This is a genomic window from Paraburkholderia sediminicola (assembly GCF_046027825.1).
Classification (GTDB): domain Bacteria; phylum Pseudomonadota; class Gammaproteobacteria; order Burkholderiales; family Burkholderiaceae; genus Paraburkholderia; species Paraburkholderia sediminicola_D.
In genome coordinates this window covers 1-26,267 of record NZ_JAQQDU010000080.1, presented here as the reverse complement: position 1 = coordinate 26,267, position 26,267 = coordinate 1, and the positions used below count along the sequence as shown (strand labels likewise).

20 protein-coding genes and 1 pseudogene are annotated in these 26,267 nt (G+C 60.1%); 16 read left to right on the top strand and 5 right to left on the bottom strand.

Annotation, left to right across the window (positions count from 1 at the left end; all coding sequences use genetic code 11):
* Window positions 1–100 precede the first annotated feature (100 nt).
* The 6 genes from PQQ96_RS31995 (at window position 101) to PQQ96_RS31970 (ending at window position 7,529) form a co-directional block, all read left to right on the top strand.
* Window positions 101–481 carry a hypothetical protein gene (locus PQQ96_RS31995; protein ID WP_408299968.1) on the top strand — a complete coding sequence of 127 codons (381 nt, stop codon included), beginning with the start codon at window positions 101–103 and terminating at the stop codon, window positions 479–481.
* Window positions 474–932 (top strand): hypothetical protein, encoded by a 459-nt coding sequence (locus PQQ96_RS31990; protein WP_408299966.1) that lies wholly within the window; start codon window positions 474–476, stop codon window positions 930–932. Before PQQ96_RS31995 ends, PQQ96_RS31990 begins: the two co-directional genes overlap by 8 nt.
* Window positions 933–954: 22 nt before the next feature.
* On the top strand, window positions 955–1,662 hold the full coding sequence (locus tag PQQ96_RS31985; protein ID WP_408299964.1) for a hypothetical protein: 708 nt from the start codon (window positions 955–957) through the stop codon (window positions 1,660–1,662).
* A gap of 119 nt (window positions 1,663–1,781) precedes the next feature.
* Window positions 1,782–2,672 carry a fibronectin type III domain-containing protein gene (locus PQQ96_RS31980; protein WP_408299962.1) on the top strand — a complete coding sequence of 297 codons (891 nt, stop codon included), beginning with the start codon at window positions 1,782–1,784 and terminating at the stop codon, window positions 2,670–2,672.
* 117 nt (window positions 2,673–2,789) lie between these two features.
* The gene (locus PQQ96_RS31975; protein ID WP_408299960.1) at window positions 2,790–4,832 is read left to right on the top strand and encodes a S8 family serine peptidase; all 2,043 of its coding nucleotides are present in this window, start codon (window positions 2,790–2,792) and stop codon (window positions 4,830–4,832) included.
* Window positions 4,833–4,844: 12 nt separating this feature from the next.
* Window positions 4,845–7,529, top strand: coding sequence for a D-alanyl-D-alanine carboxypeptidase family protein (locus PQQ96_RS31970; protein WP_408299958.1), 2,685 nt, complete (start codon window positions 4,845–4,847; stop codon window positions 7,527–7,529).
* A 23-nt stretch (window positions 7,530–7,552) separates the two neighbouring features.
* Here the strand turns inward: PQQ96_RS31970 and PQQ96_RS31965 are convergent, their stop codons facing one another.
* Window positions 7,553–8,311 (bottom strand): TetR/AcrR family transcriptional regulator, encoded by a 759-nt coding sequence (locus tag PQQ96_RS31965; RefSeq protein ID WP_408299956.1) that lies wholly within the window; start codon window positions 8,309–8,311, stop codon window positions 7,553–7,555.
* A gap of 406 nt (window positions 8,312–8,717) precedes the next feature.
* On the opposite strand from PQQ96_RS31965, the gene PQQ96_RS31960 reads away from it, so the two are divergent.
* From PQQ96_RS31960 to PQQ96_RS31930, 7 genes are all read left to right on the top strand, one after another.
* On the top strand, window positions 8,718–9,506 hold the full coding sequence (locus tag PQQ96_RS31960; RefSeq protein ID WP_408299954.1) for an enoyl-CoA hydratase/isomerase family protein: 789 nt from the start codon (window positions 8,718–8,720) through the stop codon (window positions 9,504–9,506).
* Window positions 9,507–10,011: 505 nt separating this feature from the next.
* Window positions 10,012–11,112, top strand: coding sequence for a porin (locus PQQ96_RS31955; protein WP_408299953.1), 1,101 nt, complete (start codon window positions 10,012–10,014; stop codon window positions 11,110–11,112).
* A gap of 85 nt (window positions 11,113–11,197) precedes the next feature.
* Window positions 11,198–12,601, top strand: coding sequence for an MFS transporter (locus PQQ96_RS31950; RefSeq protein ID WP_408299951.1), 1,404 nt, complete (start codon window positions 11,198–11,200; stop codon window positions 12,599–12,601).
* A 278-nt stretch (window positions 12,602–12,879) separates the two neighbouring features.
* Window positions 12,880–14,619: a CocE/NonD family hydrolase gene (locus tag PQQ96_RS31945; protein WP_408299949.1), complete on the top strand. Its 1,740-nt coding sequence runs from the start codon at window positions 12,880–12,882 to the stop codon at window positions 14,617–14,619.
* Between the two features lie 63 nt (window positions 14,620–14,682).
* A complete protein-coding gene (locus PQQ96_RS31940; RefSeq protein ID WP_408299947.1) occupies window positions 14,683–15,471 on the top strand; it encodes an enoyl-CoA hydratase/isomerase family protein in 789 nt (262 codons plus the stop codon).
* A gap of 127 nt (window positions 15,472–15,598) precedes the next feature.
* On the top strand, window positions 15,599–17,335 hold the full coding sequence (locus tag PQQ96_RS31935; RefSeq protein WP_408299946.1) for an AMP-binding protein: 1,737 nt from the start codon (window positions 15,599–15,601) through the stop codon (window positions 17,333–17,335).
* A 119-nt stretch (window positions 17,336–17,454) separates the two neighbouring features.
* Complete coding sequence (locus tag PQQ96_RS31930) at window positions 17,455–19,209, top strand: FAD-dependent oxidoreductase (protein ID WP_408299944.1); 1,755 nt, start codon at window positions 17,455–17,457, stop codon at window positions 19,207–19,209.
* Between the two features lie 110 nt (window positions 19,210–19,319).
* On the opposite strand, the gene PQQ96_RS31925 is transcribed toward PQQ96_RS31930, so the two are convergent.
* The 4 genes from PQQ96_RS31925 to PQQ96_RS31910 all read right to left on the bottom strand — a co-directional run bounded on the left by PQQ96_RS31925 (window position 19,320) and on the right by PQQ96_RS31910 (window position 23,062).
* Window positions 19,320–20,003 carry a TetR/AcrR family transcriptional regulator gene (locus tag PQQ96_RS31925; protein ID WP_408299942.1) on the bottom strand — a complete coding sequence of 228 codons (684 nt, stop codon included), beginning with the start codon at window positions 20,001–20,003 and terminating at the stop codon, window positions 19,320–19,322.
* Window positions 20,004–20,074: 71 nt separating this feature from the next.
* Window positions 20,075–21,148 carry a maleylacetate reductase gene (locus PQQ96_RS31920; RefSeq protein WP_408299940.1) on the bottom strand — a complete coding sequence of 358 codons (1,074 nt, stop codon included), beginning with the start codon at window positions 21,146–21,148 and terminating at the stop codon, window positions 20,075–20,077.
* Window positions 21,149–21,220: 72 nt separating this feature from the next.
* Complete coding sequence (locus PQQ96_RS31915; protein ID WP_408299939.1) at window positions 21,221–22,105, bottom strand: intradiol ring-cleavage dioxygenase; 885 nt, start codon at window positions 22,103–22,105, stop codon at window positions 21,221–21,223.
* Between the two features lie 33 nt (window positions 22,106–22,138).
* Window positions 22,139–23,062: an amidohydrolase family protein gene (locus PQQ96_RS31910; protein WP_408299937.1), complete on the bottom strand. Its 924-nt coding sequence runs from the start codon at window positions 23,060–23,062 to the stop codon at window positions 22,139–22,141.
* A 568-nt stretch (window positions 23,063–23,630) separates the two neighbouring features.
* Here PQQ96_RS31910 and PQQ96_RS31905 point away from each other — a divergent pair.
* From PQQ96_RS31905 to PQQ96_RS31895, 3 genes and pseudogenes are all read left to right on the top strand, one after another.
* Window positions 23,631–23,891, top strand: coding sequence for an aldehyde dehydrogenase family protein (locus tag PQQ96_RS31905; protein WP_408299935.1), 261 nt, complete (start codon window positions 23,631–23,633; stop codon window positions 23,889–23,891).
* 140 nt (window positions 23,892–24,031) lie between these two features.
* A pseudogene (locus PQQ96_RS31900) lies at window positions 24,032–25,120 on the top strand (IS4 family transposase); the annotation flags it as partial.
* Between the two features lie 583 nt (window positions 25,121–25,703).
* Window positions 25,704–26,267 (top strand): reverse transcriptase N-terminal domain-containing protein (locus PQQ96_RS31895; protein WP_408299933.1); only part of this gene is annotated, 564 nt, incomplete at its 3' end.

Below are 26,267 nucleotides of genomic sequence, written 5' to 3'. Positions count from 1 at the left end.
GCCACTTCCGCCCAGCCGCCCACAAGGCGGGCCGCCCGGGAGCCCTGCGGCAGGACAGCTTGTGCAGGTGCTAGGCCAACCCAGTCTGATGCAAGCCCTGATGTCGATGGTGCTGGGTCCGAACGCTGGCAGCGCGAGCGTGCCCGTTGGCCGCGCTGGCACGCAGGTTCCGGTCAGCGCGTTCGCCAATTTGCTTGGCAGCCTCGCCTCAAAGGCGTTCAGTCAAACCGAGGCGATGGCGGCGCCGTCGAGACGCCTGCCGGAATACCTTTATCAAGAGGGCGTTCTCGCTGTCGATCCCGCCAACCCGGACCAACGCGCGGAACGCCTCATGGCGCTGATGCAAGAAAGCGTGCCCCGTCGCACTCGCGCGATGCCCGCGCAGTTGACTGAAGCGGACGAGTTCTACGATCAACTCGATGCTGCCGAGCTTATTGAGCTGATCGAGGAGGAAGGGGGCGATCTTGAGCTCGATGAATGACGTGATGATGCAGACGCTGCTGGCCCGGCTGGGTGTTGACGGGACGGCCGGGCTTGATCCTGCCGCGCAACTCGCGGCGCTTGCGTCCACTGACCCTACGTTGGCTCCGGTCGTGAGTCTTCTTCAACAGCGTCTGGCCACGGCTGAGGTGGTTGACGTCGACAGCGAGGAAGTGTCCGAGCCGCCGCTCGAGGCACGAGAAGGCGTGAGTGATCTGGCCCAGCTGGCTCGCAAAATGTTCGCCGAGCTGAAGGTATTGCGGATGCGCAACGATAGTCTGGCCGCGGCATTGGGTGCCTGCCGCGTGTGCTGGGGAGAGGATCCAGGCTGCCAGGTTTGCGGCGGAGACGGCGGCGTTGGGGCGTTCCAGATCAATGCGAGGCTGTTCAACAAGATCGTCAGACCGGCACTGAAGCAACTTGATCCGCGCTCAGGGGTGGTGCGGTCGTAGCAGCACGGGAACGGAGGACAAGATGGCAACGCTTTTTGAAGGTGAGGTGGACGAAGCTGACGAATTCCTGGAGGCCGACGAATTGGACGAGGCGGACGAGTGGGATGAAGCCGCTCGACGGCCACGTACGCCGGTACGGGTTGCCAGCGGTCGGGATCTCGCGCGTCAGCGCGCGACGTCAAAATATGTGACTCAGCAGCAACTCGAGACGACGATCGCGCGGGTGGGTGCCCAGATACGCACCAATTCCAACGCTGTCGCCCGCCTGGAGACGCGTGTGACGACAACCGCGTCGGCGCTGCGCAAGGATACGGCGGCCGCCATGAAGAAGGAGGCCGCTGCGCGGAAGGACGACGGCGCGAAAATTCGAAGCAGCCTCAGTCAGACGCAGCAAATGGCGGCGTTGATGCCCCTCTTGACCCAGCAGCCCGCAGGAACCGTAACGTACCCCGGGACTGCTCCACTTCCGATAAGCATACAGGCTACTGGGGCAGCGGGAGCGGTATCCACCTACACGGGCAGTCTCACGATTCCTCCCGCCTCCATGACCGTTCAGCCTGCGGGCAACTCCACAATGTCGCTGCTCTTGCCCATGCTGTTGTTCATGGGCATTGGCGACGGCAGCAGTTCCGGCTCCGGTGGGCTCTTGGGCGGAGGCGGCTCGGGCGACAACTCGACAATGATGATGCTTGTCCTGGTTCTCGCGCTTAGCGGCGGGCTTAACAAGTAACTGAGCGGGAGCCGGACATGTCTATTGCGCTAGGTTATGCGCTCGGTATGATGGGCGCCACTCAAGAAGGAATCACAGATCCGGGCCGACAGAATTTTTACGGCCTTCTGGGGGCCGTCATGGGTTCAAGCCCCCTCGGCCTTGGTGTGACGCTGACGCTTGCTAACCAGGAGGCGGAGGCGGATGCGGAAGTCCAGGCGCCGGGCGCTGCCGTGACGACGGTGCCGGGCCAATTGGCGAGCCCAGGCGCGGTACTGGTCCTATTGCCGCCGAGTCCAAGTCCCGCGCCTGCGTCTGGACCTTCGCCTGCGCCTGGACCTGCGCCTTCGCCTGCAATGCCGCCGCCGGGCCAAGTCGGAAATCTCGTATCGACCGGGGCGACATACGACAGTATCTCCTTGAGCTGGACCGCCCCGGCAAACGGCACTGTCTCAGCGTACGCGATCGAATACAGCTTGAGCGGCGCCAATGCGTGGACCCTGATTTCGCCGCCAGTCACTGGGACTACCGTCGCAACGACCATCGACGCAACGATCTCAGGGTTGACTCAGCAAACACCCTACGACATCCAGGTGTTTGCCTTGGGCACAAACGGCGCACCGGGGCCCACTGCGAGCCTGCAGGGCATTCAGACGCAAGCCGCTCCACCCGGGCCTGTGACCAGCGCCGATGCGCGCAAAACAGAATTGCATCACGAAATCCACCTCTCCTGGAGCGCGCCATTGGCCGACGCCACGCATGGGCTCGCGCAGTCGTACATGTTTCAGAGCCGGCCAGAGCCAAGCGCGCCTATACCGAATACCCCGAACACCAAAACCACGGTAAAGGGGCTAAGCCCTGGCACGACTTACACGTTTCTGATCGTTGCGGCCAATTCCAGCGGTCTGTCCAACCCGGTCTCTGTGACGGGAACAACCGCAACGGACCCTGGAGAGTCGCAAACCCAGCGTGAGGGCCGCCATCATCAGACGGGCGAGGCGGCTGCCGCCGAGCAGAAGAAGCGCAACTAATCGCTCGCGCCACGCAAGCGGCCAGGACAGTAGGCTCGGCGCGTGAGTTCGGCTTCCGATGATTCGGGAGCCGATGGCGATCCCGTGCCGGCGAGGCACGTAAAACGGACATCAGGCATGGAACCGGGCCTTGAAGAATTGCTCCGGGCGGGCAATCCCGACGACGAGGTGGCGGTGCTGTTGCGCCTCACCGAGGGCGGTAACGTTCCCTCCGGCACGCGGATCGTGGCAGGCTTTCCACCCATTTATACGGCACGGGTGCGCCGTGGTTCCATCCCGGCGGTGCGCGCCGCCGAAGGCGTGTTGAGCATGAAAGCGGCGCGCCGGTACGTGCCGGACTGGCTGGACCTTCCCGTCGCCGAATCCGACGATATCGCGCCGCGCTCAAGTGACGAGCGGCGTCCCGAAGACCTCGCTCAGACGGGCCGCGGCGTCGTGCTTGGCCTGGTCGATTGGGGGCTTGACATCGCCCATCCGGACCTTCGCAACGCAGACGGCACGACTCGTGTGCTCGCGTTGTGGGACCAGCGCGAGCGACCCGCCACGCCGTCCAACACGCTCTACGGCTATGGTCGCGTCCATGACCGGCAGGCCATCGACACCGCTCTGCGCGAGCAGAACCCCTATGCTGCGCTGTCGTACTACCCGAACGACGCCGGACAGCGGCCGTGCCACGGCACTCATACTGCGGCGATTGCGGCAGGCAGCGGGCTCAGCGGCGGTCCGACAGGCATGGCGCCTGACACTGAACTGGTGTTCGTGCATCTGGGCGCCGCAACCGGGGAGAGCGGCGATCACCTGGGTGATTCGGTCGCGCTCGTCGAAGCGATCCACTTCATCGCAACGCTGGCCGAGCCGCGCCCGTGGGTGGTGAATCTCAGCATGGGGTTGATTGCCGGGCCCCATGACGGCAGCACGCTAACCGAGCAAGCTATCGACGCAGCCTTGGCCCATCCCGGGCGGGCTGTGGTGCATAGCACCGGCAACTACCACAATCGTCCCATTCACACGCAGGGCCTCTTGCGGCCGGGAGAAATTCGCGAGATCGGTTTTCAGACCGGTGAGCAGGACGGGTTTGCACACGAGATCGACATCTGGTACTCGGGCCACGACCGCATCACGATCGAGGCAATCGGGCCATCCGGCAAAGTGCTGGCGCGCGTGGTCGCGGGTAGCTCCGCGGAACTCAGCGTCGCCGGGAAGCGCGTCGGCCGACTCTATAATCGCCGCCGCGATCCGAACAATCGCGATAACGAAGCGCATCTCTATCTCGACGTCACCGCCCCCCGAGGCGCCTGGCAGCTGCGGCTGCGGGCCGTCGACGTAGTAGACGGGCGGTTTCACTGCTGGATCGAACGAGATCCGGGCTGTTCAATCTGCCAGCCGGCGTTCGACGATGCCGACATAGTCGATCGATCGACGACAAACAATATCTGCAACGGGCTTCTGTCAATCGCAGTCGGCGCATACGATGCCCACGCGATGGCCCGCCCACTCGCGTCATTCAGCAGTTGGGGACCCACTCGCGACGGGCGGCTAAAGCCTGACCTCGTCGCACCTGGGGTGGATGTGCTGTCCGCCCGGTCGGCAGCCTGGCCGCCAGGCGCCGACGCGCCGCTGCTGACGCGGATGTCGGGCACGAGCATGGCGGCGCCTTACGTCGCCGGCCTGGTCGCGCTGATGTTCGAAGCGGCCGGTCGGCCCCTGCCGGTGCGGCGAACCAGGGAGCTGTTACTCAAGGTCGCGGAACCCCTGGCCGAAGAGACGCCGCAGGAAGGCTGGGGCAGCGGCTACGCCGCGGTGGCAGACGCGGTGGCTGCAGCAGAGGAAGACGCTACGGTTCGCGCCCGCCGGGCTGACACCGCCAACGCAAGCGGGCTGACACGTGCATCCGCGGATGCAGAGCCGGGTGTCGCGCAGCAGCCGGGCCAGACGATGAATCGAAACGGCGGCACGCGCGTGGACGGGGACGCGCCGCGCGCCAACCCGATCCCCGAGCGGCCGACAAGCCCCCTTCGCGCGGAAGCCTCGTCTGCGGCTCCTGGCTGTGACAGCGCGCAAGCCGATTGGGGCGTGATCTGGCCGGAATCGCACTGCAATGGTGTGGACACCGAAATGGATGGGTGGCCACCAGAAACGGATGTTGAGTGCAGGAGTTAGGAGGATAAAGGCATGTCGTCCAACACGTTCGCGGTACCCGACCCTCCTGGGCTTGCGAGCTTCGCCGATGCACTTGTGGCGTCACGGCGCACGGAGGCAGAACCGGAGGCCGCCGGGTTGTCTCTTCTGGGAACTGTGCTCGCTGCGCCCGGCGCGGTGGTGCGATCGGCCGTCGCGGGCCGGGCGCCCGGTGGTTGGGAAGTTATCGCCAGGCCGGGCGAGACGTTGACCGTACAACCCATATCGGGCGACGTCATGTTGCGGATGGTGGAGGGCGGCGCGGCTCATGTTGCCGTGGTGGCCTCACCGGGCCTGCTGCATGCGAACGAGGTAGCCGAATCTGGGCTCCATGCGGAAAGTGGGGAAGGTGGCGGCTACGTTCATGTCATAGAACCTGGCCCGACGCTGCGCTCCGCCAGCGAGGGCTTTGCGCGGCGCCTCACGGACTCCTTGGGCTACCTCCTGACGGATCTTGTGCTGTTGCGGGTTGCTGAGCCGCCGGGAACCGCTCAGCCCGCGCCCGCCGTGATCGTGCAGGGCGCCCCCGGCTTGGTGACGCCTGGCGACGAAAGCGAAGCGGACGGCGCGCCCATCGACGACGCCAGGCTCTCCTGGCCCGACGCGTCCGCGGAGCAACTCGACCTGATGCGCCGCGTCTACCGCGCTCAGGTGAGCCGGGCATCACGCACGCGCAGCTTTGTGGGCGATGTCGCCGCAGCAGACCTTGCCGAGATCGAGCATGGCATCCAGGCCCGGCCCGCCGCCGCTGAGTCATGTCGGCGCCTACTGGCCGACGTTCGCGCGGCGGCGGCATCCGATAACGCCGCGGCGAGCGTCTCCCGGATCGGCTTGGTCAGCGGCTACCGTTCGGCAACAAGCCAACTGGCAATCTGGAACCGGAACTTCCCCCGGTACTACGCCGAGACGCGCTCCGCTCGTCAAGCTAAACAAGGGGGCGAGTTCGGTCCGGCGGCCACGGATTTGCTTGTCGCGTATATCTCAGGTCGCCTGGCCGCGCCCGGTTTCAGCCTGCATAACAATGGGCTCGCGATCGACTTCATTACCGTTCAGGACAGCATATCGATGAGCGCCGATACCAGCGCGGACAATCGCTCCCACTGGCGCGACAGCTGGTTGTTCGCGTGGCTTGCGGGCAACGCGAGCCGTTATGGGTTCTTTCAAAATGCATCGATAGACGAACCATGGCATTGGGAATTCCGTGACAGCGCCTCCGCTGCACAGTCTGTATCAGCGAACGATGTCGGTTCAATATTCACACCCGATACCCTGGAGCCGACTGACGTCTATCCCGCCGCCGAGACGGCCTTCGCTGCAGGGCGGGCCGAATTCAGCAACACGCCGTTGCTGGCTTCGCACCGTGGCACCCAGCCCGATCTGATACTTCGATGGAACGACATGAGCGACCCGTCTGCCCTTGATGTCGTCGTGCACCTGCATGGATACAGCGGCGACGGACTCAAGATGAGCTTGCGCAATAAAGAGAGGTTCAGCGGTCTTGACTTCGGCAACCCGGATTCTCCCGCGGATACGCGTCCCGGGCGATCGTCACCGACGCTCTGCATGTTGCCACGTGGCAACTACATTGGCGATCAACCCTCAAGAAATCCAGCCGCCTACAATTTCCCGTCGCTTACGACGCCAACCGGAATTCAGGACCTGATTGCCTATGGCGTTGGCAAGTTTGTGGCATCCAATGGTCTGCCAACCACGCCTTCGGTCCGTAGACTGATCATGACCGCGCATTCTGGGGGAGGGGCGGCGCTGAACCCTGCGTTAGCCAACAATGTTCCGGACGAAATCCAGGTATTCGATGCGCTCTATGGCGGCGCGGAAAGCGCAGAACCCCTGATCCGCTGGGTTAGAAACCGGATTGCTTTGGAGGTGCGGAGCTGGACGAGTGGCAAGACACAGGCCGAGGGGGGGCTTTGCATCGTCTACCGCGAAGGCGGCACTGCGGCGAATAGCCTTCGCGTGGCCAGTGAAATCGCCAGGCTAATCACAAATGCCCCGTCTGACGCGCGGCCGGTACTTCAGGCGGCGTATCGGGTACTGCGCACAGATGTCGACCACAACCATATCCCGAGCTGCTTTGGCTGGCTTCTGCTGGCCGACATCGCCCAGCCGCTTCCGTCAACATTCCGGATTCCTGCGGAATCACGATCGATCGGCGAGCTGCCGACACCCAACAGCGGGGACGATTCGGAAGCTGATCCGGACATCAATCGTACGTCGCCGCAGCAGCCGACCGGGGCTGTGAGCTGGCGCGTTGCCGGTTCGCTACTCGTATTGCGCGATCAGATCAATGCCCGTGCCCTCACGCGGAGCAAGGCAAGCGATGGAACAATCGGCGACGCCGCACATGCCGCACGCGATTCTGACCACAACCCCTGGGTCAGGGACGGCAGCACAGGTGTCGTCACCGCACTGGATATCACGCACGACCCGACAGGCGGTTGCGACGCGGGGACGCTGGCGGATGCACTGGTCGCCAGTCTTGATGCAAGGATCAAATATCTGATCTGGAATCGGCGGATTGTCAGTAGCTCGGCCGTGGGTGGTGTGGCCGCCTGGACCTGGAGAAAATATGCGGGTGCAAGCCCGCACACCGAGCACATCCACATATCGGTCAGCTCGAATAAGGCGCTGTACGATTCCCAGGATGCATGGTCGATCTAGCGATGCGGTTGTATCGCGACGCTTCAACCGCTCTTCACGCGAGCGGCTACGCGCGACCGGCTTGCGGGCTTGCCCGAACCTGATTCGGCCTTGTCCGAACGTTGCGCCGCCGGTTGCTGGCCAAAGACGAGCGTCTCGACCATCTGCCAATAGGCGTCAACCACGGCGGGATCGGACGCGGAAACATTGCTGGTCGCCAGCATTTCCGGGCCGAATCCAGACAGGGTCGATGTCAGGCTGATCATGAGATAGTGCAAGAGGATCGGCTCGACCTGGGGTAAAGCGTGTTCACTCTGTGCCGCGCGAATCTGCGGAATTAACCAGTTGATCAATGGCTTGAGCACCGTGTCGGCAAGCCACTGCAATCGAGGGCTGTACACAAGGAACTCTTGGAGCATGAAACGATGGAACTGGGGAAAATCAACCGTGAACCGAAACAAAGCGCGATACACAAGTCTTACCCGGTCCGCCGCCTCGGCAGGGGGCGTATCGGTCAGATAGGCCTCCCACTCATGGCGGATGCGTTCGAACACATACTCCGCGACCGCCTGCCAGAGAACGTCCTTGGATCGATAGTGGTAGGTGATCAGCGGATGTTGCAACCCAATGCGATCCGCGATGCTGCGAATACTCGCAGCCTCAAAGCCCTTCGATGCAAATTCGGCTAGTGCCGCGTTCAGAATCGCGGAGCGTGTTTCCTGCGACCGCTGCTGCTCTGCGCGTTTGAGTTCGGTTGGTCTGCTTTTGCTGCTAGCGCTCTTGGGACCTGTGCTATCCACCATTTGATTTCTCGATTGGGAAATTCGTTACTTCTGCGTTCCAGTGCCTTTCGCCTCTGACAGGCCAATACTTTGTAAGCGTAGCAGGATGCGCGACCGTCAACGAGGGCAGGTGTCACAAAGGTATCACACACCCGACCCGGATCTTGAGCGTCGCTGAACCTGCTGTGCACCGTTGATTTGGCCGGCACAGTAACACATTACAACGAGTGACCCAATTCATCGTACAAAAGTTGCGCTGCACATGCCGAGTGCTCAGTCGCCCCGACTGTCCCATGGTGCCTAATTTTCCACTAAATTAACACACCGTAAAGTATAATGGGAGATAACTCTGGTTGGTCCAGGCGTTCCACCCGGGCGAGGACAGAGCTGAATCCGACTGCAGATTTGATTCACCGGTCAAGGACACATGGAAAGCAAAATCATGCTGACATCAAGTGACGACATCGCTTTCGTTACGATGGTGAACGAAGCGCGCGCCAACTCGATCGACAAGGCGTTCTGTGATGAGTTGCTGGCAGCCCTCCAGGAGATTGAGGCGTCGTCGAAGTATCGCGCGGTGATCCTTCAAGCCAGAGGCCGAATATTCTCGGCCGGCGGAGATCTTCGCCAGATTTTTGACGGGTTGCAGCGTTCCGACTCCTACCTCGAATCCTTGATTAGCGCACTGAACACCACGATCATGGCGATCCGGCGCTTGCCGATACCTGTGATCGCTAGCGTTCAGGGGCCGGCGGCCGGTGCGGGCTTTTCGCTGGCCATGGCGTGCGACCTGGGGGTGGCGTCGAGCACTGCCCGCTTTGTCGTCGGCTACGCCAAGCTGGGAACATCGAGCGACGGGGGGCTGTCTTTTCATCTGGCGCGCCGATTGGGAGCGGCGAGGGCATTGGAGATCATGCTGACGCGCGACTCGTTGAGTGCAGACGAGGCCAGGCTGCTGGGGCTCGTCCAGAGCATTGCCGAACCCGCTTCCCTGCAGGATGCCAGTCTGGCGCTCGCGCGGAAAGTCATAGAGATACCCGCGGCGGCGATTAGAGAAACGAAATCGCTTGTCGGAATGGCGGCCGAGGATAACCTCGAGCGCCATCTTGAAGAGGAAAAGCGCGCATTCCTGAGATGCGCGGCGACGGACGCGTTTTCCCAGCGCGTCGCTCAATTCATCGCCAACTCCGAGTCGCCCAGAAGCGCGTCGACCTGATGACAACAACGCGTCTTAAGGAAGGTCTGTAGAAGTCCTGAATTGATGGCACCTTGATTTTATGCCGGTTCACGGGCTCGCCGGGCTGAGCGGTGGCGTGACGCCCAAGTCGGTACAAGCGCACGATCCATTGTGTAGGCTGACATACGGCATAACAGCGGATCAGAGGGCATTGCGTACACCGCAAGTGCGAGGTCAGTTGCACTTCATCATTGCAGTACATCCCCATCCCCATCCCCATCCCCTTTGCCAGTTGGCGTCCTTGTAACGTCGACACCACACGACGTCACCATCGATTTCCGATCTGACGCATTGCCAGATTCAATCCGTCCCGGCTTCCAGGTTGCGTCGGACATTCGCTCTCTTCATTCGTCAGGTGAAGCATACCTGGGGATACTCCTATTCAAACTATCCTGTACGAATGGAAAATTTAGATCTATCCTTCATTTCAGCACCTCTGACGTGCCAATTAGCAGTGCGTTAAAAACGACGAAGGGGACTGGAGATGAAAAGATTGTCATGGGCCGCAGCGCTTCTTTGTGTCGCTCCTGCGGTGGCGTACGCCCAAAGTTCCGTCACGCTGTACGGTCTGCTGGATGAAGGCTTGAGCTACACAAGCAATCAAGGCGGCCATTCGGCCTGGTTGCTTCAGAGCGGAGGGGGATCACTGTCCAGATGGGGGCTGCGCGGCGCCGAAGACCTGGGTGGCGGTTACAAAGCGGTCTTTACGTTGGAGAACGGCTTTGACGTGTCTGGCGGAGGCCTGTCGAACAATGGGCGTCTGTTTGGCAGACAGGCGTACGTTGGCATTTCAAGCCCGTATGGGACGTTCACGGCTGGGCGTCAATATGAGGAAATAGCCGAAATGCTTTCCCCCATCGCGGCCGGATTGAACTGGGCGGTCTACTTCGCGCATGCCGGTGACGTCGACAACGTTGGAGGAAGCATACGCATCAACAACTCTGTCAAATACGCCAGTCCGAAAATTGCCGGGTTCACATTTGGCGCGCTCTACAGCTTTGGTGGGCAGCCCGGACAATTCTCCACGGATAGCGTGACGTCGGTGGGACTGAGTTACACAGGGATCAACATCCCACTGTATGTTGCGGCGGCCTATACGATCATCAAGAATCCGTATGCGGCCGCATTCGATAGCATCGCGCCGCACAGCATCATTTACGCCCCGTACGTGCAGAGCGCGGAGAGCCAAACCATCGCAGGGGTCGGCGCATCGTACAAGATCGGCAGCGCTTCAGTTGCCTTCATGTACACGTCGACGCAATTCAAGAAAGGCTTCCTTGGTAGTGACGTGCGGTTTGACAACTACGAGGCCAACGTCGGTTACTTCATTACGCCTTTCCTGTTCGCCGGCGCGGCGTACATCTACACGCACGGCAAAGTCGATGCGACCTCCTCGAACCCAATCTATCGGGCAATCGATCTCTACACCAACTACTTCCTGTCGAAGCGGACAGACGTTTACTTTGCGGCCGAACTGCTGAAAGCGGGGGGCTCCGCGACTCAGGCCCAGATCACGTTGATTCCTTCACCATCCGGCGGACAAACTCAAGGTCTGTTGCGAGTCGGCATTCGCCACCGTTTTTAACGAACTTCTTATGTCGATGCTGTCGAGGGACAGGTGAGATCTGACTGACTCTTGACGCCGGCGGACGATCACCAAGGAACAAGCCATGGAAAGCGTAGGCAATGCCCAGTGGGATGTGCGCAAGATTTTTAACGATATGCCCATTGGGCGAAGGCAGTGGCTGGTGTTCGCCATCTGCTTCGCAGCGACTGCAATCGAAGGTTTCGACACGATTGTGATCAGCTTCATCGCGCCTGCGATCAGCCAGCACTGGCAACTCTCGAGCGCGGCTCTTTCGCCTCTGGTGGCCTTTGGATTAACCGGACTCCTGGTTGGTTCGATCGTTGGCGGAACGCTGGCCGACCGTGTCGGTCGCCGAACGGTGAGCATCGTGGCAATCGCCTGGTTTGGAATCGCAGGGGTGATGTCGAGCGAAGCACAGTCGATATTTCAGCTATTTGGCTGGCGTTTCATAACCGGCCTCGGTATCGGTGCAGCGATGCCAGCCACGTCAGCGATCGTCGCGGAATATAGCCCCGATCGTTCACGCTCAGCGATGCTCGCATCGACTTACTGTGGATTTCTTTTCGGTGCGGCGGCCGCTGGGGTCGTGACGTCATCGGCGATCGGGACATTGGGTTGGCGAGGCATGCTTGTACTGAGCGGTCTCTTGCCGCTCGGCGTCGTCACCTTATTCGCATGGCAAGTACCCGAGTCGCCGCTCTACGTCGTGGCCAGTCGACGGTCCAATGAAGAGGCGCAACGAATCCTTGGCAAAGTGTTTCCGTCTTTAGACTGCTCTGGCGTGCATTTATTCAGCGCGGAAACGCGCAAATCGGTCAGCGGAGGCAGGGCGCTCTTGGGTAGAGAGTACCGGCTTGGCACCCTGTTGACGTGGTTTACCGAGTTTGCGGGGTATCTGGCGTTCTTCCTGATAGGAAGCTGGTTGCCGACGCACCTGAAGCAACTGGGACTATCGATGCACGACGCCTCGCAGGTATCGTCAATGTTCCAGTTCGGTGCGCTTGGCGGCGCGGTTCTTTTCGCGATCCTTGTCCGTCGCTATAACGTGGCGTCGGTTGTTTCCGTGGCATTCGGCGCAGGCTCGCTGCTTGTCATCGCTTTGGGCATGTCAGAAGCCACTCAGTGGCACGCGGGCGTGGTCTTCCTGTCCGGCATGGCTGTCGGAGGCCCGCTGATCTGTATCAACACCATTCCCGGCATCTTCTATCCCACTGCGCTTCGTGCGTCCGGGGGTGGCTGGAACGTTGCGCTCGGACGGCTGGGGGCAATTGTCGGTTCGTCGTTGATTGGTCTGATCGTCATATCGGGCTTCCCTTATCTGCTCACCTGCGCGTTGCTCTCGATACCGCTCCTGATGGCTTGTGGTTGCATGACGGTCATGGCCCGGGTGCTCGCTGTACAACGACGAACGCCGGACGACCAGAGTATGGGCATCAGTACAACATCGGCAGGTGATCCGTCGTTGCAGAGCGGCATCACACGGTGACGGTACGGCACTAGCAGCAAGCGGAGATCTTACACACGCTGCTTGCCGGTGCCGGCACAGACGACGAAGGCTCGCAACTCCCTTGGGATTCGAATTTTCATCCCGTGTGTGTGGTTCGTCTTGCATACTTTACGACCGTGAAGTATAGTGAATTACGGACCCTGCCGGATCGCGCAGCTTCGAAGAGTGAAAGCGAAGCGCGTGTCGGTGGGTAAATGACATTTTCAGCCTTGAAAGGGCTGGCTGTTGACGCCAAACAGGCCAACGAAGGAGGAGACATGATTGAAGAGCGCGACATCGTCGTCACGATGCGGGACGGAACTCGTCTTGTGGTAGACGTCTATCGACCGGATGCGGATGGCAAGTATCCCGTGCTGTACGCTTCAGCGCTGCACAACAAGGATCTTCAGGGTCCGGATATCGCGGATGTCCTGCCCCCGCAGCCCGCGCATGCGCCGCTCTGGTTCGGGCCGATAGAAGCCGGGGACACTCGCCGCTTCATCGCCAATGGTTACGTGCACGTCATTGCACAACCGCGCGGCTCGGCCAAGTCGGAAGGCCACTATGGCGAAGAGAATACTGACCATTACGACATGATCGAATGGATCACGCAGCAGCCGTGGTCCGACGGCAAGGTCGGCATGGTAGGGATCTCGGGTTTTGCCGGTGAACAATGGCGTGCGGCGGCGCAGGGACATCCCGCGCTCAAGGCAATCTTTCCGTACGACGCGTGTAGCGCATACGGCGGTATGTTCGGGTTTCGGGACTTCAATCCCGGTGGCGTGATTCACACGTTCCCGTACTTGCTCGACGTTTTCAGTACGGTGCATGAGCCGCGCGGTGTGCCGGGTACCTTACCCGATGCACAAGAGGAACTCTGGCGCGCTGCCATGCGCAATCCCGACTACAAGATGTTCATCAACCTGTACAACATCCTGACGCAGAAGGGGCAGCGCACGGGAGTGATGTATCACATCATGACGAACCCTTGGGAGCCGGAAGGAACTGTCGAACGAGCCGAGGAAATTTTCAAGTCTATCAAGGTGCCGTTCTATACGGGTTCGGGTGCCTACGCTTACACATACAAATTGCACTGGCTTGGCGCCCAGCATTACTTCAGCAATGTCAAACAGCCACGCAAGCTGATCTTTACGGGCCCTGCGCATCTGGAGCGGCCATTCCATCAGTACCACGACGAAGTTATCCGCTGGTACGACTACTGGCTGAAGGGTATCGACACGGGCATCATGGACGAACCCCCGGTCCGTTACTGGGTCATGGGCGCCAACGAATGGCGTACGGGTAGTGACTGGCCTTTGCCTGAGACCCAGTGGGCGAAGTACTACCTTTCAGGCTGGGAGCAGCTTTCCACCGACGCCCCTCGACCTTCGGCGGAAGTTGGCAACGCACATCGCGAGCCCGATGTCTTCACGCAAATGCCGCTGAAAAAGACATCCAAAGTAGAGCGCCTGCGCTACATGACTGAGCCGCTCGCGCAGGACGTGTTGGTGGCGGGTCCCATTTCGCTGACGCTCTACGCTGAGATTGACCAGGCAGACACGAACTGGATTGTCGTACTCAAGGACGTGGGTCCCGACGTATCGGTGGTTACCGCACGCGTCGGCGAACGCACGGTTCCCGAGACCTTGCCGGAGCGTGAACTCACCCGCGGCTGGCTGAAAGCGTCATACCGCGCAACGGATCCCGTCCGGTCCAAGCCTGCGGAACCGTTTCACAAACTGACGAAAGAGTCGATCGCGCCGGTCACCCCTGGCGAAATCGTCAAGTATGAAATCCAGGTGCTCGCGACGGCAAACCAGTTCAAGGCCGGCCATCGAATCTGTATCGAGATCTGCAGTCTGGACGTGCCGACGGGAACCGGCGCGATGACCGATGTCGAATACATTCCGTATCACGTAACCAGTAGCAATACGGTCACTCACAAGATTTACCGGGACGCCGATCGCCCTTCACATCTGCTTCTCCCATTGATTCCGATTAATGGACAGAACGCCTGAGTGACGAAACATTGCTGAGCGTCACAGACGCTTGGTGAATTTGATTGATTAGTGAGGTTAGCGATGAAAAGCATACGTTTTGAGCGCGACGGGAAGGTTGGGTATATCGTCCTGGCGAATCCGCCCTACAACCGGCTCGACGCACATTTTGCAGAGTGTCTCCGGGAGGCGGTTCACGATGCCAGCGAAAGCGACATCCGGGTACTGGTCATCCGGGCCGAGGGGCCCAACTTCAGCCTCGGTGGAGAGGTGCGCGAATGGCCAGGAAAAGACCTGAACTGGTTCCGTACCTTCGTCGCGGAAATCAACACTTCGTATCGTGCAATCGAGGCGCTCCGCGTCCCGACGGTGGCGGTGGTGCAGGGTCTGGCTTTTGGCGGCGGCTTTGAACTCGCGTTGAACTGTGACTTCATTGTGGCGGCAACCGACGCGGTGTTCCGATGCGTCGAGGTCACGACGGCGATGCTGCCCATTGCGGGCGCGCTGCAGCGGCTGGCCGAGCGAGTGGGGCGTAGCAACGCGTCCCGTTTCGCGATGCTGGGTGATGCGATGCCCGGCAGCGTGGCCCGAGACCTCGGGATTGTGACGCACGTGGCTGCACCGGATGCGCTCGAACGTGTTGCTGCCGAGTTGATTACACGCCTCTCCGACGGTCCGACGCTTTCATACGCAGCGACGCGCACCCTGCTCAAGGTGTGGTCGAGCGGTGGCGTCCCCGGTGCGGATGCGGCCATGCTGGACGTCTGCATGGACTTGTACAAGACGGAGGACGCCAGGCTAGGTTTCGCCAACACGGCCGAGGCGTTCGACCGTGACCAGGAGCCCGGCGAGATGGTTTTTCACGGGAAATAGCCCGACGCTCCCCGGTGTAGGCAGGCCCGACCTCACCAACGACGTACGGCGGCTTTGCAATCGCTGCTTAACCCCGGTTCGACGGGCTTTTCGGCAGAAACACGCAGCAACGATGGAGGATGGCTTCATGCACACTTTACCCGGTTCCCTGGCGCTCGAGGTGCCTGCCGATGGCGTCGCCTACGTAAGGGGTTCGACGGACGTTCCGTTGAGTGAGTCGACAGTTGGCCAGTTTCTAAGGGAAACAGCACGCCGGTTTCCCGATCAACAAGCTGTGGTATTCCGGGAGCAACATGTACGGTGGACATGGAAAGAGTTTGATGACCATGTCGATCAACTCGCCGCAGGTTTCCTGTCGCTGGGCATAGAGAAAGGGGATCGCGTCGGCATCTGGTCGCCCAACCGGTTCGAATGGTTGCTCACGCAGTTCGCGACAGCGCGCATCGGCGCCGTATTGGTCAACATCAACCCCGCCTATCGTGTAGCGGAACTCGAGTACGCGCTACGGAAAGTACGATGCAAAGCGCTCGTCACTGCTGAGAGTTTCAAAACGTCGAACTACATTTCGATGTTGCTCGACATAGCGCCTGAGCTGGCGTCGCAGCAGCCGGGCGAGGTGAGGGCCGCACGTCTGCCGGAGCTTCGTACGGTGATTTCCGTGGGTGATTGGCGCGTATCGGGCGTCATGTCGTTCCATTCGGTCATGCAGCGCGGAGAGGGGATGCTTCGGGACAAAGGTCGTGAGGTCGTCGATACCGTCGAACAAACACTCTCTCCTCATGACCCGATCAATATCCAGTTCACGAGCGGCACCACCGGTAGCCCGAAGGGCGCAACCCTGACACACCGGAACATCGTCAACAACGCGCGTTTTGTTGGCATGGCGATGAAGCTGTCCGACGCCGACTCGCTCTGTATTCCTGTCCCGCTGTACCACTGTTTTGGCATGGTGCTCGGCGTACTTGCGTGCGTGTCGGCTGGCGCGCAGATGGTCTTCCCGGGCGAAGGATTCGACGCCGGTGCGACCCTTGCGGCGGTCGCGGAAGAGCGTTGCACCGCACTTCACGGGGTGCCGACCATGTTTATCGCCGAACTGGGACATCCGGACTTTTCATCGTTCGACCTGAGCAGTCTGCGGACCGGCATCATGGCTGGATCGCCCTGTCCTGTGGAAACAATGAATCAGGTCGTGACCAGAATGCATATGCGAGAGGTCACCATTGCGTATGGAATGACAGAGACCAGCCCGGTGTCGTTTCAGAGCGCAACCACGGATCCGCTAGATAAGCGCACGACAACGGTCGGGCGGATTCAACCTCATCTCGAGGTAAAGATCGTTGATTTCGATGGTCGTACTGTAGCTGTCGGTGAGACGGGAGAACTCTGTACAAAAGGGTACTCGGTGATGCAGGGGTACTGGGAAGACGATTCGAAGACGCGCGAAAGCATCGTTGACGGATGGATGCATACAGGCGATCTCGCAACAATCGACGCCGATGGCTATTGCAACATCGTCGGGAGATTGAAGGACATGGTGATTCGAGGGGGAGAGAACATCTATCCCCGTGAAGTTGAGGAATACCTCTTCAGGCATCCAAAAATACAGAATGTTCAGGTGTTTGGCGTGCCGGATGAGAAGAACGGCGAGGAGTTGTGCGCCTGGATCGTGCTTCGGAAAGGTGAAGGTTCGACGGAGGAAGAAATCAGAGACTTTTGTCGGGGACAGATCGCTCACTACAAGGTGCCAAAGTATATTCGCTTCGTTAATGAATTGCCGATGACTGTTACGGGCAAAGTACAGAAGTTCGCGATGCGTGAGGAGATGATCCGCTATCTCAATCTGACCGCGCACAAGACCGCCTGACAGATTGGTGGGAACCGGACAGGATCGTAAAAACCGAGACTCGTAAACTTGCCATAAATTAGGTATCCAAAGAATATTGGCGTGGCGAGATACGAAGGCATGACAATTGGAGGTGTCGAATGTATGAAATAACCACGGATGTACTCATCGTCGGAACGGGGCCGGCCGGCTCCGCCAGCGCCGCGCTGCTTTCGACGTACGGTGTCAAGAACATGGTCATCAACCAGTATCGTTGGTTGGCCAACACGCCGCGAGCGCACATCACAAACCTGCGCACCATGGAGGTCCTGCGCGACCTCGGCCAGCAAGTGGAGCAGGAGGCTTACCTGTACGCGACCGATCAGGATCTGATGGGCGGGACGGTGTTCTGCGAAAGTCTGACCGGTGAGGAGATTGGCAGGGTGCCCAGTTGGGGGCTGCATCCGCTGTCAAGAGCGGAACGCCAATTGTCGAGTCCGACAAAGATGAACGATTTGCCACAGACGTTCATGGAGCCGCTGCTGTTCAAGACGGCTTGCGCACGCGGTACCGAGGCGCGGATGAGCACGGAATATCTGAGTCATACGCAAACTGACGAGGGTGTGCTTACGCGCTGCCGTGACCGATTGTCGGGGGAGGAGTTTACGGTCAGGTCAAAGTACCTTATCGGCGCGGACGGCGGGAACTCCAAGGTCGCAAAGGACGCGGGTCTGCCTTTCGAAGGGCAGATGGGTGTGCGGGGGTCGATGAATATCTGGTTCCGCGCGGACCTGTCTGAATTCGTTGCGCACCGGCCTGCCGTGTTGTACCCCATCATGCAACCGGGCGCAGAAGTGGGCGGTATCGGGATGGGCCTGATCCGGATGGTTCGGCCCTGGAACGAGTGGTTGATTGTTTGGGGCTATGACATCAACGAACCTACGCCGGTTGTGGACGAGGCCAAGGCCACCACGATCGCGCGGCAACTGGTGGGCAAGCCGGATCTCGAGATTGAACTGCTGGGCGCGAATACCTGGACCGTGAACAACATGTATGCAACTCGCATGCACGACGGCAGAGTGTTTTGCATGGGCGACGCGACCCATCGGCACCCGCCGTCTGGCGGGCTGGGCTCCAACACATCGATTCAGGACGCGTTTAACCTCGCGTGGAAGCTCGCGGCGGTCATCAAGGGGCAGGCGGGTGACGCGCTTCTGGATACGTATTCGGCTGAGCGTGCACCGATCGCCAAGCAGATCGTCACCCGCGCGAACCAGTCGATTGCCGAATTTGCCCCGCTTTACAGCGCGCTTGGCATTGATAAATCGAACGACGCGGAAGTCTTGCAAGCGAATATGCATGCTCGAAGCGGGACCAGCGCGGCCGCGGAAAAGCAGCGGGACGAAATTCGGGAAGCGTTGGCGTTCAAGCGATATGAACTGGACGCCCAGGGCGTGGAGATGAATCAACGCTATCACTCGAGCGCTGCGCTGACTGATGGGCAAGCCGAACCGGCATTCACGCGTGACCGTGAACTGCATTACCAGGCGACGACCTGGCCTGGCGCACGTTTGCCGCATGCCTGGATTTTCGACGCCCGTGGACGGCAACACTCCACGCTTGACCTCGCAGGACATGGGCGATTCGTACTGTTCACCGGTCTCGGAGGCGAAGCATGGGTTCAAGCCGCATCAACGGTCGGTGAGGAGTTGGGGGTGACGGTTGACGTACACGTTATCGGTCCGCGGCAGTCCTATGCGGACCACACGGGCGACTGGGCTCGCGTGCGAGAAATCGGCGACAGTGGTTGCGTATTGACCCGCCCGGATCATCATGTGGCGTGGCGTAGCCTCGCGTTGCCGAATGATCCTGCAGCCGAGCTTCGCCGGGCGTTGAAGCAGGTGCTCTCGAAGTAATTGCAGAAGGCGGGCGTTTCGCCGGGATCGGTGTAATGACGGTCAACGACGAGACGCCTGCACAATTCAATTTACGTACCCGTCAGTTTTGCTCGTGGCCGGCGGCTCTTCTAGCGTGATGCCAATGCGCCAAACACGAGTTGCTCGACGGTGCGCCAATAGTCTTCGGCCAGTGCCGGACCGGACGGTGATAGATCACTGGTCGCCGAAAATTCCGGACCGAAACCCGACAGCGTCGACGTCAGACTAATCAACATATAGTGGAAAACAATCGGCTCGACGTTGGGTAACGCCTGCTCTTGCTGGGCGGCGCGGATTTGCGGCAGCAGCCAACCGATTAGCGGTTTTAAGAAAGCATCGGCGAGCCATTGCAGCCGCGAGCTGGAACCTAGCGATTCCTGAAGTATGAAACGGTGAAAGTCGGGAAACGCCACGGTGAAGCGAAATAGCGCCCTGTATGCCAGCCTGAGCCGATCGACCGCGCTAGCCGGACCGAGGCTCAAGAGACTTGCATCGCGTTCTTGCCGGACACGTTCGAATACATATTCGGCTACCGCCTGCCACAGAATTTCTTTGGAGCGAAAGTGGTAGGTAATGAGCGGATGCTGCATCCCGATTCGGTCTGCAATGCTACGAATACTCGCGACCTCGAAGCCTTTTGACGAAAATTCGGTAAGCGCCGCATGCAGAATGGCCGAACGCGTTTCCTGAGCACGCTGCTGCTCAGTACGCTTCAGCTCCGCCGGGCGACGTGCCGGGGCATTGCTTGCATCAGGTCGGGTTCGAGACGCCATTGGCGAGTACGTTGCGACGCGTTGAGGTGAATACTGGATCGCCAGATCATTGGATCTGGACGAGACTCGTTCTACAACCCATCGTGTGGTGCGCTACCGTCAAATGCCCGCTGCAGCAAGGCGCGAATTGCTCCGCGTTCTAGCGGACGGGGATTCCAGTAGGCGTTGTTGCATGCAATGTCGGCGGCCTGGTCGAGTTGTTCCTCGAGCATGCCGATCTCCTTCAGTGCGACGGGTGCACCGTTCGCACGTGCGAGTTCGTATAGACCTTGCGCTGCGCTGTCGTGCCCGACCGCCCGCGCAATCCGTCTCATCGCATCCGGGACAGCGCCGGCGTTGTACGCCAGGGCGTGTGGCAGCACAATGGTATGGGTGGGGGCATGCGGCAGGTTGAAACTCCCGCCGAGCGTATGGCAGAGCTTATGATGCAACGCCATACCAACGCTTCCGAGTACTGCGCCGCAAAGCCAGGCACCGTAGAGCGCATCGGCGCGTGCGGATGGATCGTTCGGCTGTGCGACGATTTGAGGTAGGCTGCGCGCGAGGGCCGCGATGCCTTCTTCGGCCATCAGGCTGGTAAGCGGATTGGCATCACGTGAATACAAACCTTCTGCCGCGTGTGCGATTGCGTTGATGCCGCTTGTCACGGACATGCTGACTGGCAAAGTCAGGGTCAGGTCCGGATCGTAGACGACCGTTTTGGGTAATACACGCAAATCCGTGCCTGTCCGTTTCAGGCCTGATTCTGTCAACCCGAATATGGGCGTCATCTCGCTGCCGGCGTAGGTGGTCGGCACGGCGAGAATGGGCAGGCTCGTCTCAAGGGCAAGACCCTTTGCGAGGCCGATTGCGGAGCCGCCACCCACGGCGATGACGCAGTCGGCATCCAGCGACGTGGCAACTGCGCGTGCTTCGGCGACGAGCTCAACCGGCACGTGCATGGCAGCGCGATCAAAGACACCCGCTGCGCGCACGCCCAACTGGTCGGCAACCGATACACCCAATGCGCGCTGCTCCTGACTGCACAGAACCAGAGCGCGGTGTACCTGTAGCGTGTGCAATTCACGTTCGATGTGGACGCGCGAACCGCTCCCAAAGACGACACGCGTGCCGCGCCCGTTATAGACGAATTCAGATGTTGACATAGCGAGTCCCGGCGAGAGGGTGCTGGCGCGGTACGGCGCTCGCCGGCACGCGCTGCGTATCGATGTGTACGTTCATAACCCGCGTTTCGAAGGGTTGAGAACGAAATCGTAGTTGAGCGTATTAAATGGGGTGTCCATCACGGTGCCGTCTGGCGCGACACCCGGCGGGTGCTGGATCCAGTCAACGACCAAAGTTGAGCGTACGCCGAATACGGCGTCCGAGTCGAGGTACTGGTCCCCGTTCCGGAACACGTGGGTAATCAAGGGTTCGTACCCTGGCGCCTTGATCCAGAAGTGCAAGTGGGCCGGGCGCCATGGATGGCGCCCGAGCGCATCAAGCATTCGACCAACCGGTCCGTCGTGCGGAATCGGATAGGCTTCGGCGAGAATCGAGCGGAAATGAAAGCGTCCGTCAGGCAGCGTCTGCAAGCGACCCCGGGCTTGATACGCTACGTTGCTATCCTGAGGGTCCCCGTACTGCACGTCGTAGTATCCGTCTTCATCGGATTGCCAGACCTCGAGTGACGCCCCGGCTACAGGTTCTCCCGAAAGGCCCCGAACGCTGCCGGTAACAAAGCAGGGGAGGCCCGCAGCACCGTTGGAAATGTCGTCACCGTTCCTGTATTCGGGGGCACCCATAACAAAGAAGGGGCCAAGAACGGTGGCCTCCGTGCATTCGACCGGCTTGCGGTTGTTCTGTGTCGTAACCAGCATCGACAGACCGAGCGTATCCGACAGGAGGACGAACTCCTGGCGTTTGTCGTCAGTGATATGGCCGACATCGGTAAGGAAGTCGATCGCGTACCGCCATTCACTCTCGGTCAACTTCACGTCTCTTGCGAACGAATGCAAATGCTGGACAAGACTGGTCATCACCGTGCGCAGCCTGTCGTTGGTGCAGCCGGCCATCGCCTCGAGTACTGCCTGGGTGATGGTGTCTTCGTTGATATTGCGCATCGTCTTTCCTTGAAGTCCGCGTTGCCAGTGCAGTTAGCGCGCAAGCAACCGGGCAGCGTTGTCCCCGTACACCTTGTCCATCTCAACGCCGGGAATCTGGATGTCGTCGAGCACATTGCCGAACTGCCGGATTGCGCCTCTCGGTGCAAACGGGAAATCCGTTCCGAAGAGAATGTGATCAGAGTCTGCTACTTGCGCGAGCGCACTGAGGGGCGAATTGCCGGCGGAAAGTGCCGTGTCGAAGTAGAAGGATCTGACCGCCGCCAACGTATCACCCACGCGCTCGGCCACGGCAGGCATCATGGAAATGGAGAGGGCGATGCGAGGAACGAGGAACGGCAGCGTCCCCCCGGCATGCGACAGGATGAACCGGATGTTCCGGAAGCGACTCATCGCACCTGACATGATCAGGCTGGTGGCCGTACGGGTGGTGTCGAAGGGAAACTCGAGCACGGACGCCGGAGCGACCGGCGGCACTTCGTGAGGCGGCTGGTTGGGGTGAATGAAAACCACCGTTCCACGCCGGTTCAATTCTTCCCACAGCGGCGTAAAATGCTCATCCCCCAGATACAGTCCGTTGTAGTTCGAAAAAGCAATGAAACCATCAACCTTCAACTCGTCAAGACAGTAACTGACTTCCTTCAGCGCTGCATCGACGTCTGGCAGTGGCAAGCTCGCAAACGAGCCGAACCGTCCGGTATGCCGGGATCTGAGCTCCGCTGCGTGGTCGTTGCATTTTCTTAGCAGCGTAGCCGCATCCGGAAGGGTGGGGCCGGAGGAGATGGACAGGATTCCCTCGTCGATGCCGTTTTCATCCATCATCGCAATGGCTGCCTCGACGGACCAGGTTGGGGCCACGCCGCCCGGCATCGCCGCATTCAGCAAGTCCAGTCCAACCGCGTCCACGTAGAGCTTCGGCAGAAAATGTTGGTGCGTATCAATCTTTCGCTTCGGCATGGCCGTCGTCTCCTATGAAGAATTCTTTTGCATCGGGAGGCGGCATTGCCTCCTCGGCTTGGATTCATCTTAGTCGTTATTTTTTACGTTTGCAAAGTTTAGTGGAGAATCCAACCGTCCGCGTGCACCTCGTCAAGTTGGTGCAAGGCCACATCCGCCGGTCCGGCTTGCGCTGAGCCTTAACGTTCTATCCAGTGCAATGATGCGTTGCAGCTCAGGAGATGCACGCGTGGACGTTGCGACCATAGTATTGGCCCACGAAGCAACCCATCGCGGGCTTTGTTGGGCCGATGTCGACTCGATTCAATGTGATTCGCGACACCGGCGTAGAGGCGTAACCTGCAGCCCCTGCCTTCGATACATTCACCGTGCCGATGGGTTCAAAGCCAATCGACATCGATCAGGAAAACGAAATGACCCCGAGCTACAAGTACTACGCGGGCGGTGCATGGCGTGAAGCCGAAGGCGCCCGGACCTTCGAGGTACTCGAACCTTATAGCCGCCAGTCCTTCGCACGGGTCGCCGCAGGTGGGCGGGCTGAGGCGCGCGCGTTCGGCCGGAGGAGGCGGTGGCCGCTGCCAACCGGACCATGTATGGCCTGAGTTCTTCCATTCTGTCCGGCGACACTTACCGGGCCTTCGAACTCGCGCCAAAGATCCAGTGCGGGATCGTCAACGTCAACACGGCGACGGTCAACGACGAGATCCACGCGCCGATGGGCGGCGTGCGCGACAGTGGCTGGGGACGCACCGGCCCCAACAGTCTGGCTGACTTCAGCGACGTCATCTGGATCAATTCGCGCAGCACCCAGACGCCGTACCCGTTCTAGGGGGAATGGCACTTACTTAAGCCAGCATGGAGGAGAAGACGGGGGTAAGTACTTGAAGAGAAACGGAGGAGGCTGATCCAGGGATTGATAGGATGGTTGTTACCAGGCAAACACCCGTCTCATTCCAAGGACCGGCCCCCATGGATCGTAATGCACGAAGTCATCAGAGGCAAACACGAGGCGGCGTTCAAAGCCGGGCACGCAGGGCCCAGGCGGTTGACTACTTCAACATACTGACGAGCCCTGGGCTGTTGGACATAACGGAAGCGCATTTGCCAGAACATCGGGAACGGCTGTATCCGCCGACGGTGACACTGTCGATGTTCATGCGCCAGGCGCTGGAAGAGGACGCCTCCTGTCAGAAGGCGGTCAACGGGTGGGCCGCGCAGCGAGCTGCCGACGGGCTGCGACCCATGAGTGTGCGTACGGGAGGCTACTGCCGCGCTCGCCAGAGACTGCCGCTGACGATGGTGCGGGAGTTGACGCGCGAGACAGGACGTCAACTGCACCAGCAGGCCAGAGCGGCCTGGAAGTGGCGCGGGCGCCCGGTCAAGCTGGTTGACGGTACAGGGATCTCAATGCCCGATACGCCGTCGAACCAGGCCCGCTTCCCGCAGTCCAGTTCTCAGGCCGAAGGAGTGGGATTTCCGTTAGCCTATCTGGTTGCGGTGATCTGTCTGGCAAGCGGCGCAGTGCTGGAGGCGGGTATCGGAACGTACGCGGGCAAAGGCGGCGGGGAGCTGACGGCGTTTCGCATGCTGCAAGACACGTTTCGCAAAGGTGATGTGATCGTCGCCGATGCCTTGTACTGCCACTACTTTCTGATGGCCTCAATGATCGCCGCCGGAGTGGATGTCGTGATGCAACAGCATGGGGCGCGCCGCACCGACTTTCGGCGAGGCAAGTCGCTGGGCATGCGCGATCACATTGTGACGTGGCCCAAACCCCGGCAGCGTCCCGACTGGATGACGCGTGAGCAATACCAGGCCTTCCCCGATGAACTGATGGTGCGCGAGTCCAGGCTGCATCACCGGGTGCTGGTCACCACAATGCTTGATGCACGCAAGACCAGCAAACAGGACCTCTCGCAGTTGTACGCCAGGCGTTGGAACGTGGAACTGGATCTACGTAACATCAAGACGACGATGGGTATGGACGTACTGCATTGCCAGACTGCCCACATGAACGAGAAGGAGATCTGGGTCCATCTGCTGGCCTATAACGTGATTGTGCGACACGAAGTCGCCTGTAGAAGTTGTTCCCACTTCAATGGAGGGAACCACCCGTGTCACCGGGTGCATCTAGGGGTCTGAATAAAGAGCGACCCTGACAACGTAACGAAGCACCTCAAGGTGCGGGGCACAAATCGCGAGAAGAGTGCCCTTCTGGCAGCCATAAGCCGGAAAAGTGCTAGATAGTCGGCATGGTGAAAATATTTGAATCTGCGATAAAGATCGTGATGTAGAGCGAGCGGAAGTGGCTTACACGCTCGGACCAAACGGTAACGGAGGTGGGAGCGGCGTTTAATCATTACGCCCTCGTGACCCATGCGCCTCCCGGTCGAGAGCAGGCACCTAACCCGACGTACTTTTGCAGGTGGAACGTGGAAACCTCGTATCGCTCCCCTCGGGGACAGCAGGCTGCAAGGTCTGCCCATGGCGGTGCGGGCACAGGAACGAGGAGAAAGCGAATGCCCGGCTGTAATGGACGGGATACGGGTTGCGATATCACCTGACGCGAAAGCGGGCAGACTTCCTCATGGTCTCCCATCACCAGGGAGTTTTTAGAACCATCTTTACGGAAGGAGAGCAAATGAGTGCTGCAACACAGGCATGTGCACCTTCTGGCGCGACGTGGGACGGCATCAACTGGGCCAAGGTCCAACGGCACGTAAGAGGGCTGCAGACGCGTATGGTGAAGGCGTCACAGGCTGGCCGCCATAACAAGGTGAAAGCCTTGCAATGGTTGCTGACCCACTCATTCAGCGGCCGTGCATTAGCCGTGAAACGGGTGACTGAAAATCAAGGCAGGAACACCCCCGGTGTGGACAAGGTCACGTGGAAAACACCGGCGGCAAAGACCAACGCGATTGGGTCGATGAAGAGGCGGGGTTATTCGCCTCTTCCGCTTCGGAGAGTTTTTATTCTGAAGAAGAACGGAAAACAGAGGCCGCTCGGCATACCGTGCATGATTGATCGAGCACAGCAAGCGTTGTATCTGCTGGCGCTTGAACCAATTGCGGAAACCACCGCCGACCCGAATTCCTATGGATTCAGGCCGGAACGCTCAACTGCCGATGCGGGGGAACAATGCTTCAACTGCCTCGCAAAAAAGAATAGTGCGAAATGGGTGCTAGAGGCCGACATCAAAAGCTGT